The 13668-nt window shown below is 70.9% G+C and carries 9 protein-coding genes and 2 pseudogenes; 5 read left to right on the top strand and 6 right to left on the bottom strand.

Annotation, left to right across the window (positions count from 1 at the left end; genetic code table 11):
* Positions 1-3: 3 nt before the first annotated feature.
* Entirely contained in the window at positions 4-990 is a 987-nt protein-coding gene (locus JL475_RS24075) for a helix-turn-helix transcriptional regulator (RefSeq protein WP_202280002.1), read from the bottom strand.
* A gap of 156 nt (positions 991-1146) precedes the next feature.
* On the opposite strand from JL475_RS24075, the gene JL475_RS24070 reads away from it, so the two are divergent.
* The 4 genes from JL475_RS24070 (at position 1147) to JL475_RS24055 (ending at position 5591) form a co-directional block, all read left to right on the top strand.
* Entirely contained in the window at positions 1147-1302 is a 156-nt protein-coding gene (locus tag JL475_RS24070; RefSeq protein ID WP_202280020.1) for a hypothetical protein, read from the top strand.
* Positions 1303-1307: 5 nt separating this feature from the next.
* Positions 1308-1643, top strand: a complete 336-nt coding sequence (locus JL475_RS24065; RefSeq protein WP_202280001.1) for a hypothetical protein — start codon at positions 1308-1310, stop codon at positions 1641-1643.
* 652 nt (positions 1644-2295) lie between these two features.
* A complete protein-coding gene (gene clpB / locus JL475_RS24060; RefSeq protein WP_202280000.1) occupies positions 2296-4893 on the top strand; it encodes an ATP-dependent chaperone ClpB in 2598 nt (865 codons plus the stop codon).
* Between the two features lie 173 nt (positions 4894-5066).
* On the top strand, positions 5067-5591 hold the full coding sequence (locus JL475_RS24055) for a YbjN domain-containing protein (protein ID WP_202279999.1): 525 nt from the start codon (positions 5067-5069) through the stop codon (positions 5589-5591).
* A gap of 122 nt (positions 5592-5713) precedes the next feature.
* Here the strand turns inward: JL475_RS24055 and JL475_RS40225 are convergent.
* The 5 genes and pseudogenes from JL475_RS40225 to JL475_RS24035 form a co-directional block, all read right to left on the bottom strand.
* Positions 5714-6097: pseudogene (locus tag JL475_RS40225) on the bottom strand (serine hydrolase); the annotation flags it as partial.
* Complete coding sequence (locus tag JL475_RS40220; RefSeq protein ID WP_237408091.1) at positions 6070-6423, bottom strand: serine hydrolase domain-containing protein; 354 nt, start codon at positions 6421-6423, stop codon at positions 6070-6072. The pseudogene JL475_RS40225 and the gene JL475_RS40220, both read right to left, overlap by 28 nt.
* Before the next feature lie 97 nt (positions 6424-6520).
* Positions 6521-6955 (bottom strand): annotated as a pseudogene (locus tag JL475_RS24045) (aminotransferase class I/II-fold pyridoxal phosphate-dependent enzyme); the annotation flags it as partial.
* Between the two features lie 41 nt (positions 6956-6996).
* The gene (locus tag JL475_RS24040; RefSeq protein ID WP_202279998.1) at positions 6997-8310 is read right to left on the bottom strand and encodes an SWIM zinc finger family protein; all 1314 of its coding nucleotides are present in this window, start codon (positions 8308-8310) and stop codon (positions 6997-6999) included.
* On the bottom strand, positions 8307-11150 hold the full coding sequence (locus tag JL475_RS24035) for a DEAD/DEAH box helicase (protein ID WP_202280017.1): 2844 nt from the start codon (positions 11148-11150) through the stop codon (positions 8307-8309). Before JL475_RS24035 ends, JL475_RS24040 begins: the two co-directional genes overlap by 4 nt.
* A gap of 295 nt (positions 11151-11445) precedes the next feature.
* Here JL475_RS24035 and JL475_RS24030 point away from each other — a divergent pair, with 295 nt between their 5' ends.
* Positions 11446-13617, top strand: coding sequence for a plasmid pRiA4b ORF-3 family protein (locus tag JL475_RS24030; protein ID WP_202279997.1), 2172 nt, complete (start codon positions 11446-11448; stop codon positions 13615-13617).
* Positions 13618-13668 lie beyond the last annotated feature (51 nt).

The raw sequence follows: 13668 nt of genomic DNA, 5'->3' as shown, positions 1-13668 counted from the left end.
GCTTCACTGGTCCTGGTTGAGAATTCCCGACTGGGCGATCAGATAGCCGAGTTGGGCCCGGCTGCCGCTGCCGAGGGCGGAGGCCAGCTTGGCTATGTGGGCGCGGCAGGTGCGTACATTCATGCCGAGACGGCGTGCGATCGCCTCGTCGACGTGGCCCTCGACGAGCAGTTTCGCTATGGAATGCTGGATCTCGGTGATGCCGTCGGGGGCGGTCTCGTAGGGAGCACCGGCACTGAGCGGGACGGCTCGGTTCCACATGAACTCGAAGACCTTGACCAGATAGCGGACCAGACCGGGGTGGCGGAGTTCGAGGGCCACCTGCCGGTCCTCGCGGATGGGGATGAAGGCGACGGTCTCGTCACAGATGACGAGCCGCTCGACGAGTTCGTCGATGGTGCGGTACTCCACCTTGCCGTCGGTGAAATGGTCGACGTAGGCCAGCCGGTCCGGGCTGAACCGGGCGGTGTGCTGGTAGAGCGTCCGGATCCGCACCCCGCGTTCGATCAGCGGTCGGTCCCGTTCCAGCGCCTCCAGGAGCCGGTTCTCGGGGCGGCGACGGCCGCTCGGCTGCACCGTGAGCATCTCGGAGTGGCACTGGGCGGTCGCCAGGTCGAGTGCGGTGTTGATTCGGTCGAGGCCCTCCAGCACGGTGAGGGAGTGGGTGGGGCCCGTCTCCTGGGTGCTGATGTCCATGAACGGCTCGAAGGCCTCGGCGAGCGTGATGGACAACCGCCGCTGCTCGGTGATCTCGCGTTCGATGGGGTTGAGCCGCTGGGCCAGGGCGACCGAGGGCGGTACCGGCCGCAGATGGCTCGGGTCGTCGGGATCGGGATGGAGAAGAGCGAAATCCATCAGGCAGGGGGCGGCCTCGACGTCCGTACGCGGTATGTGTCCGGTACGAAGGGCGTCCGCGTAGAGGCGGCTTCCCTCCGGGCACAGCTCGGTCACCGGATGGGGATGTGTCGCCTTAGTCCCGTTTGTTGTCAAATCTCCACCCCCCAGGGTCCTGAACGTGCAGGAACATGATGCACCGATTGTGTGGCCATGACGTGCCTGAATGAGCCATCGTCTTATCGGACGGGGGATAGAGGGGACCTTCAAGTGAGGACGAAGCCGACTATGCGTAAGAGAATGCTTCGCTCGGTGCTTGTCGCCGCCTTTTCCGCCGTTGTGGCTTTCGGCACCCTGGCCGGCCTCTCCGGTGCGGAGAGTGACGCGCATCACGTGAGCGACGCTCAGTCTTCTGTGGTCGTCACGGACGAGCCGCTGGCCTTCCCGGCCGACAGCACCTGGGACTGATGGCAATGACCACACCACCCGACGACCGATCTTTTCGCAGGGAGATGGCGACCGCCTACCGATCCGGTTGGCACTTCATCGACCTGGTCACCGCCATCCCCCACAGCGGTGATTCGCTGATGGTGACCGTGTTCGGTGAACCGGTCGTCGTCACGCGGGACGAGGACGGAGACGTACGGGCGTACCGGTGCCTGCGGCGCCCTCGGGGGGCGCCGCAGCCCGTACGGTGTGCCATCCGGTACGGAATGATCTTTGTGAACCTGGACCAGCGGGACCATGAGCAGGTGGAGTCCGACTCCTCTGCCCACCGGACCATCTCAGCCACCCCCCGCAGTGCCTGACGCGATTCCCCCGTCGTAAAAGATCGCGCAGGTGCTTCCCCCCGCAGTGGCGTCACCGTGACCTGAACACGGTGACGCCACTGCAGTTTTCGGGGATATCTCCGGGTGTGGGCAGGATCGAGCGATGGCCGAAACCGGCCGTCCGGCCGTACCGACTCCCACCTCGGACTCACTCCTGCCTTCTCGCGCGTGTGAGCGTGCCCTCCATGCCCCCGCGCCGCCGGATCGAGCGACGGTGGCGTTCCGTCTGTGACGCTCCGGCCCCACCACGCCCTCGGCCCCCGCCCGTGTCGCCCCCGTCGTCGGCCGTCCTTCTGTTCCCGGGCCCGTTCTGTTCCCCGGGTCCCTCTCGGCTCGGGTGGGCACGTCCGGCCGACGCCTCGCGCCTCCCGTCTCACACTTCTCGTCTCTCCTCTCGCGCCGCTGCGTCAGCGGCCCCCGTCCGTCATCGGCGTGCGCGGGGCGTGGTCGCACCGGAAGGTGGAAGGTCGGGGAGGTCCGGGAAGCGGGAACAGGGACCCGTCGACCCTCCCATCACCACCTTGAGTGGAATAGACTCAAGTTTGTGTACGCTGACCGAGTCAGCCAGGCCGGGCTGCCGCGCCGGCCATGAGGGCCGCTGGACGGTCGTCGCAAGGAGGAGAACGCGAACGTGGACGCCGAGCTGACCAACCGGAGCCGGGACGCGATCAACGCCGCCGGAAACCGGGCCGTAACCGAGGGGCACCCCGACCTCACCCCCGCCCATCTGCTCCTCGCCCTGCTGCAGGGCCAGGACAACGAGAACATCACGGACCTGCTCGCCGCGGTCGACTCCGACCAGGCGGCCGTACGGGCCGGAGCCGAGCGCGTCCTCGCCGGCCTGCCGAGCGTCACCGGGTCCACCGTCGCGCCGCCCCAACCGAACCGCGAACTGCTCGCCGTCATCGCCGACGCCCAGTCCCGCGCGCGTGACCTGGGGGACGAGTACCTCTCCACCGAGCACCTGCTCCTCGGCATCGCCGCGAAGGGCGGCGCCGCAGGCGAGGTGCTGACGGGGCAGGGCGCCACCGCGAAGAAGCTGCAGGATGCCTTTCAACAGGCGAGAGGAGCACGCCGGGTGACGACAGCCGACCCGGAGGGCCAGTACAAGGCCCTGGAGAAGTTCGGGACCGACCTCACGGAATCCGCCCGCGAGGGCAGGCTCGACCCGGTCATCGGGCGGGACCAGGAGATCCGGCGGGTCGTGCAGGTGCTGTCCCGCCGCACCAAGAACAACCCGGTCCTCATCGGTGAGCCCGGCGTCGGCAAGACCGCCGTCGTCGAGGGGCTCGCCCAGCGGATCGTCAAGGGCGACGTGCCCGAGTCGCTGAAGGACAAGCGGCTCGTCGCGCTCGACCTGGGGGCGATGGTCGCCGGGGCCAAGTACCGCGGCGAGTTCGAGGAGCGGCTGAAGACCGTCCTCGCGGAGATCAAGGACTCCGACGGGCAGATCATCACCTTCATCGACGAGCTGCACACGGTGGTCGGCGCCGGAGCCGGCGGCGACTCCGCCATGGACGCCGGCAACATGCTCAAGCCGATGCTCGCCCGCGGTGAGCTGCGCATGGTCGGCGCCACCACCCTCGACGAGTACCGCGAGCGGATCGAGAAGGACCCGGCGCTCGAGCGGCGCTTCCAGCAGGTGCTGGTCGCCGAACCGTCCGTCGAGGACTCCATCGCCATCCTGCGCGGCCTGAAGGGCCGCTACGAGGCCCACCACAAGGTGCAGATCGCCGACAGCGCCCTGGTCGCGGCGGCGAGCCTCTCCGACCGCTACATCACCTCCCGCTTCCTGCCCGACAAGGCCATCGACCTCGTCGACGAGGCGGCTTCCCGGCTCCGTATGGAGATCGACTCCTCGCCCGTCGAGATCGACGAACTCCAGCGCGCCGTCGACCGGTTGAAGATGGAGGAGCTGGCGATCGGCAAGGAGACCGACGCCGCCTCCCGCGAGCGCCTGGAGAAGCTGCGCCGCGACCTCGCCGACAAGGAGGAGGAACTGCGCCACCTCACCGCCCGCTGGGAGAAGGAGAAGCAGTCCCTCAACCGCGTCGGCGAACTGAAGGAGAAGCTCGACGACCTGCGCGGACAGGCCGAACGGGCCCAGCGCGAAGGCGACTTCGACACCGCCTCCAAGCTCCTCTACGGCGAGATCCCGGCCCTGGAACGCGACCTGGAAGCCGCCTCCGAGGCCGAGGAGGAGGTCGCCAAGGACACCATGGTCAAGGAGGAGGTCGGCTCCGACGACATCGCCGACGTCGTCGCCTCCTGGACCGGCATCCCCGCCGGCCGCCTGCTGGAGGGCGAGACGCAGAAGCTGCTGCGCATGGAGGAGGAGCTGGGCAAGCGGCTCATCGGCCAGCTCGAGGCCGTACGGGCGGTGTCCGACGCCGTGCGCCGCAGCCGCGCCGGAATCGCCGACCCCGACCGGCCCACCGGCTCCTTCCTCTTCCTCGGCCCCACCGGCGTCGGCAAGACCGAACTGGCCAAGGCGCTCGCCGACTTCCTCTTCGACGACGAGCGGGCGATGGTCCGCATCGACATGTCGGAGTACAGCGAGAAGCACAGCGTGGCCCGCCTGGTCGGTGCCCCGCCCGGCTACGTCGGCTACGAGGAGGGCGGCCAGCTCACCGAGTCCGTGCGCCGCCGCCCGTACAGCGTGGTGCTGCTCGACGAGGTGGAGAAGGCCCACCCCGAGGTCTTCGACATCCTGCTCCAGGTCCTCGACGACGGGCGGCTCACCGACGGCCAGGGCCGCACGGTCGACTTCCGCAACACGATCCTGGTGCTCACGTCCAACCTGGGCAGCCAGTTCCTGGTCGACCCGATCAGCACCGAGGAGCAGAAGAAGGAGCAGGTCCTGGAAGTGGTCCGGTCCTCCTTCAAGCCGGAGTTCCTCAACCGGCTCGACGACCTGGTCGTCTTCTCCGCGCTGACCAAGGCCGAGCTGGAGCGCATCGCCGCACTGCAGCTCGACCGGCTGGGCCGACGCCTCGCCGAACGCCGGCTCACCCTGGACATCACCCCCGAGGCGCTGGCCTGGCTGGCGGAGGAGGGCATGGACCCGGCCTACGGCGCCCGTCCGCTGCGCCGACTGGTACAGACCGCCATCGGGGACCGGCTCGCCAAGGAGATCCTCTCCGGCGAGATCAAGGACGGCGACACGGTCCGCGTGGACCGCTTCGGCGAGGGCCTCCTGGTGGGCCCGGCCACGGGCAAGACGCTGTAGCACCCCGGGCGACGGTCTCCATGGTCACCGAGATGTGATCATGGAGACCGGACCGAGCCGGAAGCCCGTCGGCCAGGCAGGTTGCCCGGCACGGGCCAAGAGAGAGAGGGTGGGGAATACGTCTGGTCCCACATCCACGGCCGGACGCCAGACGACCGCAGGAGTGTCCCAGCATGTCCATCGACCCGTCCTCGATTCCCAATTTCGGGGGCCAGCCCGAGCCGCAGCCCCAAGGACCGGCGGGCCCCGTCGTCCCGGATCAGGACCTCGTGAAGCAGCTCCTCGACCAGATGGAGCTCAAGTACGTCGTCGACGACGAGGGTGACCTCGCGGCGCCGTGGGAGCAGTTCCGCACCTACTTCATGTTCCGTGGGGAGGACGACCAGCAGATCTTCTCCGTGCGGACCTTCTACGACCGCCCGCACCAGATCGAGGAGAAGCAGCAGCTGCTCGAGTCGATCGACGACTGGAACCGCCGCACTCTGTGGCCCAAGGTCTACACCCACACCCACGACGACGGCACCGTCCGTCTCATCGGTGAGGCCCAGATGCTGATCGGCATGGGCGTCAGCCTGGAGCACTTCGTCTCCTCGACGGTCAGCTGGGTGCGGGCCGCGATCGAGTTCGACAAGTGGCTCGTCGAGCAGCTGGGCCTGGAGCAGGAGATCAACGACGCGGAGAAGCCCGACGACGAGTGACGAGTAGGGAGCCCTTTCCCCACGCGTACGCGTGAAGGAGCCCGGATCCGGAGCGACCCCACGGTCACCCCGGAGCCGGGCTCCTTCGGTTTTCCCGCCGGGCCGTGCTGTCCGATCGCTTCTCACACGGGACGGCAGAGGGCGCGGTCGACGAGGTCGCGCAGGATGTCCTCCTGGCGGTCCGCCGTGTCCGGGTCTCCCGGGCGGCTGTGCGCGGAGACGGTGATGCTGCGGCGGCCGTCGGTCGTGGTGGCGGCCCGGACGAGGTGGCCGAACCCGCTTCCCCCGTGGCCGAGGTATCCGCCGCCGCAGGACAAGGGCGTGAAGAACAGTCCCAGGCCGCTCCGGGTGCCCGCGGGATGCCCGCTGTCCTGGGGCATCGGGACGGTGCTCCGCAGGGCGGAGAGGGCGGCGGGTTCCAGCAGCCGTCCGCGGGTCAGGGCGGTGAAGAAGCGGTTGAGGTCGCGGGCCGTGCCGGTCATCGCTCCACCGTCTGGTCGAGCGTCAGCCTCCCCTCGTCCACCAGTTGCAGCACGACGGTCGCGACGAACGTCTTGGTGACACTGCCCAGACGCAGATGGCCGTCCTCGGGAACCGGGCGGCCACTGGCCAGGTCACCCACACCGGAGCGGGCGGTGACGGTCCCGCGGGGGGTTTCCAGGCGGACCGAGACCCCCGTGACCCCGGCATCGCGCAGCGCGTCGGCGTCCTGCTGCACGGAGCGGCTCACGACGGAAGGACGCGGCGCGGGTGGTGAGGCCGCCGCGGACGGGACGGCCGACACGGCCAGCGCCAGAACGGCGGCGGACAACGACAATCGACGAAGAAGCATGTCCCGAGGCTAGGAACGCCCCGTCCCACCGGCCATCCGGACCGCCCCCCGGCGCAACGGGGGTCACCGGGATGGACGCGTCCCCTACGGGCTTCGCCTAACGCTGCCCCACCGCCTGCAGCCGGGAGGCCGCCTCCTCCAACACGCTCTTCTGCTTGCAGAAGGCGAAGCGGATGTACGGGGCGCCTGCCTTCCGGTGGTCGTAGAAGACCGAGGTGGGGATGGCGACGACGCCGGCGCGTTCGGGGAGGGCGAGGCAGAAGGCTTCGCCGTCGGTCTCGCCCAGGGGGCGGATGTCGGCGGTGATGAAGTAGGTGCCGGCCGGGCGGAGGACGTCGAAGCCCGCCTCCGTCAGGCCCTTCGCCAGCAGGTCCCGCTTGGCGCGCAGGTCCGCGCGCAGCTCGGTGAAGTACGCGTCCGGCAGGGCGAGGGCCTCGGCGACAGCGTGCTGGAAGGGGCCCGCGGAGACATAGGTCAGGAACTGCTTGGCCGAGCGGACCGCCGTCACCAGCGCGGGCGTGCCCGTCACCCAGGCCACTCCTTATTCGTACACCTAATAGCCCGCGGCGCGGGTCAGGTCGCGAGGAGGGCGGTCAGGACGACGGCAGGGTCGGCGTCGGGTGGTCCGGCCGGCCACCAGGTACCTCGGTCCTTGGTGTACGGGTACCACAGTCCGTCGCGGCCCAGCCGCAGTTGGCTGTCGCGGCCCTCGACGGTCCAGCGGTTGCGCCAGGAGCGGAGCCGGGGTGGTCTGCCGTCGGCCCAGTCTGCGCGCAGCGCCTCGCGGGCGCGTTCCAGGCGGGAGGTGGGTGGGTTCCAGGGGCTTTCCAGTACGTCCAGGGATGCTGCGCCGCCGTATCGCCACGCACGGGTGGCGGCTGCGAGTTCGCTGGGGGTGCGGCCGCAGTTCGAGGCGATCCTGGCGAAGACGTCCGTGGTGGGGTGAGTGGCGGCGAGACGGACGGCGTCCTGCCATTCGGTGAGCGGGGCGGGTGGGGCGGTATCGGCGTGCCGCGCGCCGAGAGCTCCGGCGAGGAAGTGATGGGCACGCGTCGCGGTGTCGACGGCGAGCAGTTCCAGGGCGGCCGGGTCCACACCGGGCTCCGGGACGGCGGAATCCACCAGCGAGGGGCCGCGGCCGGGCCGATCGGGGAGCGGTGGCGGGCCGGGCAGAGGCGGTAGCGCGGTACGGGAGGCGAAGGCGGGCCCGGCTGGATCACCGGGCCGGGCCGGGAGCGCGGCCGGAGCCGCGCCTGCGGTCGCTGCGGACGCGGCGGCTTCAGCGGAGGCGCGGGCGGTGTTGCGGCGGCCGAGCTCGTCCATCAGCTCCCGCTCGCCGCGACCCCGCAGGAGCAGCAGCACGAAGGGGTCGCGGTCCAGGAGTCGGGCGACCTGGTAGCAGAGGGCGGCGGCGTGTTTGCAGGGGTAGCCCCAGTCGGGGCAGCTGCACTCGGGGTCGAGGTCCCGGGGGCCGGGCAGCAGCGGAACACCGGCGGCTGCGGCGTCGTCGGCGAGCCCGGTGGGCATCTCGCCGTCCAGCAGCGCGGCGATGTTGGCGGCCCGCTCGGCGATCATGTCGAGCAACTGGTCCCACTGCCGATCCGTCAGCTGCTCGACCTGGACCGTGGAGCGGTACGGGGTGCGGCGGCTGCCCTGCACCGGGGCGGCGGCCGAGCCGGGAGCGACGGTGACCGGTCCGACCGCGCCGCCGCGCGCGTAGGTCCGGCCGCGCGAAAGGCGGCCGGAGTCCAGGGAGGACTCCTCCAGGGAACGTAGCCATTCGCGACCCCACCAGGACTCGGCGAAGGGTGCACGGCTGCCCTTGGCCGGCGGGAGTGCCTCGAAGGTACGGGCGGCCGACTTGTCCGGCCGACTACGCCTGGTCATCGTCCCGTCTTTCGCAGTGTGACCAGTTCGGCCAGTTCGCTGTCGCTCAGTTCGCTGAACGCCGCCTCGCCCGAGCCGAGCACCGAGTCGGCCAGTTCCCGCTTCTGCCGGAGCATCTCGGCGACCCGGTCCTCCACGGTGCCCTCGGCGATCAGCTTGTGCACCTGGACCGGCTGGGTCTGTCCGATCCGGTAGGCGCGGTCGGTGGCCTGGTCCTCCACGGCCGGGTTCCACCAGCGGTCGTAGTGGATGACGTGTCCGGCCCGGGTCAGGTTCAGACCGGTCCCGGCGGCTTTGAGGGACAGCAGGAACACCTTCTTCTCGCCGGTCTGGAAGGCGTCGACCATCTCCTCGCGGCGTTTGACCGTGGTGCCTCCGTGCAGGAACAGGGTGTCCACACCGCGGTCGGCCAGGTGGCGCTCGATCAGCGTGCCCATGGCCACGTACTGGGTGAAGACCAGGGCCGACCCGTCCTCGGCCAGGACGGTGTCCAGGAGTTCGTCCAGGAGTTCCAGTTTCCCCGAGCGGCCCGGGAGCTTGACGTTCGCGGGTTCCTTCAGGAACTGCGCGGGGTGGTTGCAGATCTGCTTCAGGCCGGTGAGGAGCTTCATCACCAGGCCGCGCCGGGCGATGCCCTGCTTCTCCTCGATCTCGGCCATGAGCTCGCGTACCAGCGCCTCGTACAGCGAGACCTGTTCCTTCGTCAGGGACACTGGCTGGTCGGTCTCGGTCTTGGGCGGCAGTTCGGGCGCGATGCCGGGGTCGGCCTTGCGCCGGCGCAGCAGGAAAGGGCCGACCAGCGCGGCCAGCCGCCGGGCGGCCTGCTCGTCGCGGTCGCCCTCGACGGCCGTGGCGTAGCGGTCACGGAAGGAGGTGAGCGTGCCGAGCAGGCCGGGGGTGGTCCAGTCGAGCAGTGACCACAGTTCGGACAGGTTGTTCTCGACCGGGGTGCCGGTCAGCGCGACCCGCCCCCGTGAGGGGATCCGGCGCAGGGCCTGGGCGGTGAGCGAGTGCGGGTTCTTGACGTGCTGGGCCTCGTCGGCGACGAGCAGGCCCCAGGGCTGCTCGGTGAGGCGTTCGGCGTCGCGGCGCATGGTCCCGTAGGTGGTCAGGACGAAGCCGCCGTCCGCTCCGCCGTCGAGGCCGGCCAGGTCGCGGTCGGGGCCGTGGAAGCGGCGCACCGGGGTGGCCGGTGCGAAGCGCTGGATCTCGCGTTCCCAGTTGCCGAGCAGCGAGGCGGGGCAGACCACCAGGGTGGGGCCGGCGGTGGTTTTCTGTTCCTGGCGACGCAGGTGGAGAGCGATCAAAGTGACGGTCTTGCCCAGGCCCATGTCGTCGGCGAGGCAGCCGCCCAGGCCGAGCGAGGTCATCCGGTGCAGCCAGTTCAGGCCGCGCAGCTGGTAGTCGCGCAGCGTCGCGGCCAGGGCTTTCGGCGGCCCCTGGGGCTCGCGCGCGGCGCGATCCTCGGGGGCGGCGATCCGGGAGCGCAGCTCCTCCAGTACGCCGCTCGCAGTGACCGCCACCTGTTCGCCGTCCACCTCGACGCTGCCGGTCAGCGCGGCGCCCAAGGCGTTGATGGGGGTGAGCGAGGTCGTCCTGGACTGCGTGGCCCGTCGCAGCCGGCGGACCAGCTCCGGGTCCACGACCACCCACTGGTCGCGCAGCCGCACGATCGGCCGGTGCGCCTGGACCAGCCGCTCCAGCTCCTCCTCCGTGAGCTCCTGGTCCCCGAGGGCGACCCGCCAGCGGAAGTCCAGCAGGCCACCGGAGGACAGGAAGGACGCGGCCGAGGACTGCGTCCCCTGGCGGCGTACGGGTTCCAGGACGCCGGAGGCGGTCAGTTCGCGTACCAGCTCCTTGGGCCAGTGCACGGCGACGCCGGCGGCGGCAAGGCTTTCGGCCGCGTCGCCCAGCAGCGACTGGGCCTCCTCGTCGGACAGCTCCAGACCGGCAGGGGCGGCGGAGTCCAGCATCCGGCCGGCCGGGGGCCAGGCGCGGGCGGCCCGGCGCAGCGTCAGCAGCGTGTCCACCTTGGCCCGTGGACCGAACAGTTCGGGGGCGGTGGCCCTGCCGGACCACAGGTCCGCGGCGTCGGCGAGCACCGTGGGATCGGCCAGGCTGCGCAGTTGGAGCACGGCCCGGAAGGAGTCCGCGCGGCCCAGTTCCAGTCGCAGCGACACCGCCAGCCCCGCGTCGCGGCCGGCGGCGACCTCCGCCGCCCAGCCTCGCTGCTCGGGCACGGACTGCGGAACTCGGACCGCGAACGCCGGTCCGCCAGTCACCTGGTGGGCGGCGGGAGGGCGGGCGAGGGAATCGGCCACGGCGTCCAGGAAGGCCCGCAGCAGCGGCTCGGCCGCCGGAAGCGTGAGGGGGGAGAGCCCGGGAACCGCGACCGAGCGGGCCCAGGGAGGCATGGTGGCGGCCAGGGAAGCCAGCCACTCGTGGTCCTCGGTGTCCAGCGGGCCGATCCGCCACGCGTCGAATCCTTCCGGCGACACCCCGGGCAGCATCCGGCCCCGGGCGAGCAGCCGCAATCCCAGCAGGGTCGCTGTGCCCCAGAACGCGGTACCGGCCGACGCCCGCCCGCTGCCGTCCGCACCGAGTGCCCGGCAGCGGGTCAACAGCGGCAGCGCCTGCTCCACCGGCAGCAACACGGCGACCACCCGCGCCCGGCGCACGGACGAACCGTGCGGGCGAACCACGGTGAGTTCCTCGGGTTCCACCCCGAGGTCCGGCGGCTCACTCCCGGGCGTCCAGAACGCCATCCGTCCCATCCGGGGCGGATCCGCGGGAAGGAACACCGCCTCGCCCCGGGCGAGCTCCGGCAGCCAGGAGACCATCCGTTCCCAGTCCGGAGCTGTCGACTCGTGCTCCGCCGACGGGTAAACCTTCGCCACTACGCCCACTCCTGGCACAGGCTCCTGCAACTGTTCGGGAGGGCGCAGGTCACCCGCGAGCCCTCGGCGGGGCAAGGCTATCCCCGCAGACGGGCAGCGCGTGCCGGAAGCGCTTCGCCTCACTCGGCGCAGTGCGGGAAGATACCACTGGCGCCCACCAGGGACGGCCGCGACGCCTTTGCGGTTGTGACCCCTTATCGGTGCCGGAATCCGTCTCCGCATCGAGGGACCCTTCGCCGTGATCGACAAGCTCGTGCCGACCTACCAGTTGAAGATCGCCCTGCGAGACACCAGCCCGCCGATCTGGCGCCGGGTCACCCTGCCCGCCGACACCTCGCTCGGCTGCCTGCACGACATCATCCAGGCATGCTTCGGCTGGGACGACTCGCACCTGCATTCTTTCACCGAACCTTCTTCCGGCCGCCAGTTCGTCGACTTCGACGGGCCGTTGGACCATGATCCTCTCCGCGACGCCGACGAGGAGTCCGTGACCGTGGCCGAGGTACTGCCCTACGAAGGCGGCCGGCTGGAGTACACCTACGACTTCGGTGACGACTGGCGGCACCGGATCACCCTGGAGAAGACCCTCCCCGCCTCCACCCCTGACCGACGCGTCCGCTGCACCGGTGGACGCCGCGCCATGCCCTATGCCGAGGACACCGGCGGCGCCTGGGGGCTGCAGGCCGTACTCGACGCCGTCGTGGACCGTGGCGCACCGGCCCCCGAGCCATGGACCGACCTGGTCGAAACCCTGCGCGAGGAGGGGTTCGACCCCGCCTGCTTCGACCGTGACGCCCTGGACCGGGAACTGGCCGAACTGGACCCGCGGCCGCCCGCGGCCACCCCGGCACAGTGGGGAAAGCCCAGCCTGGCCGAAGCCGCTCCCACCGGGCGGCGCTGTTCCTGTGGCGAGGTCCACGACGACGAGTACGACGAGGACCTCGCCGTGGAGCTCGTCCCGGTGCGACCCGTCTCCCTGGCACCGCGCGCGGAGCTCGCCGCAGCCGCCCGGCAGGTTCCGCTGATCGCCTCAGCGCTCCGCCTGGCCCACTGGTGCCAGGGCGGACGAGCCGTCACGTCCCGGGATGTGCTCAAGCCCGCACTGGGCCGCCTGGCTGTCCAGGAACTCGAGCTGTGGGCCCAGGACGACGAGCTGAGAGAACTGCGGCCCGTGGAGCGCGACGAGCGGCTGGCCCGCCTGCGCAGCTCTGGCGACCTGCCCTGCCTGGACGGTCCATGGCAGCTCGCTCTGTACGCGGACCTGGTGGGGATCAGCGCGGGCACCGCCCGTCCCGGTGCCGACCTGCCCGCCACCGCGGGGGACGAGGGAGTGCTGAAGATCTGGTGTCAGGCGCTCGAGGACGAACTCGACGCCCTGAACGAGCTCGAAAACCTCGGTCTGCCTCCGTGGCTGCCGGCCGCGCTGGGCATGCAGGACGAGGACGGCGACGGCTTGGCAGCGGTGGTGGTGCGGGCACTGTACGAGGTTCCCGACGGCGAATGGCTGGACCCGGCGCTGCTCGTCGGCGCACTCCGCGAGGGCCTCCCGAAGCCGGAGGCACGGCTGGTCGAGCTGTTCCTCCTGCAGATCCTCGACCAGGCGGCCCTCATCCTCACCGAGTACCAGGCAGCGGAGGTCGAGACCGGCCCGGAGACGAACCGGCAGCGCGATCACATCCTCCTCGGCATCCTCGGCATCGAGGCGAGCACCGAAGGCAGCGACGGCACTCCGCCGGCCGGGGCACGGCTCAGGCTCACGCCACTGGGACGCCACGGACTGCGTGAGTACCTGCTCGCCGAGGGATTCCAGGCCCCGCTGATCGGCGAACTGGCCGACGCCGACGCCCCGACGCTGCTGGACGCCCTGCTCGACTACGACCAGGACGCCGCCCACGCCGAGATCACCGGATGGATCAGCCATCGGGGCCAGGGCCCGGCCGCTGTACAGCTCATCGACGCCTGCGCCGGGTTGGAGGCCGATGCGGCCCTCCGGCGCCTGGCCGCCCCGCCGGTGCTCGCAGAACTCGATGAGCCCAAGGCGCTCGCCGTCCTGCGTAAGGCCGCGGCCTCACAGGTCCCCGGCTGCGCCGAGACCGCCGCGATCGCGCTGGCCGGCCGTGGTGAGATCCCCGAGGGGCAGGGTCGGGAACTCCAACTGTGGGGGCTCGTGGACCATCTGTGGGGCCCGCTGGGCGTAGCGGACGAGGCGCTTGCCGCGTTCCTGGACCAGGAGGAGGACTTGGTGCTGCCCCTCCTGGAGCAGGCCGCCGACGATCTGTGGCGCTGCGACCATCCCGCCACCGGGGCCGTCCTGGAAGCGGCAGGTCGACAGCTGAAGGATCGGGACAAGGCGCTTGCCAAGCGGCTGCGCAGGTCCGCGACCAAAGTCGGATCCCAGCGCCGACGATGAGGTGCCGGCACGGGTGAGCGCTGAGCGACGATGGTGCCGGCAGGGGCTGTG

It is taken from the genome of Streptomyces sp. M2CJ-2, from assembly GCF_016757295.1.
In the GTDB taxonomy this organism is placed as follows: domain Bacteria; phylum Actinomycetota; class Actinomycetes; order Streptomycetales; family Streptomycetaceae; genus Streptomyces.
Note: the sequence above shows the minus strand (reverse complement) of the source record. Positions and strands in the feature narration are given on the sequence as shown.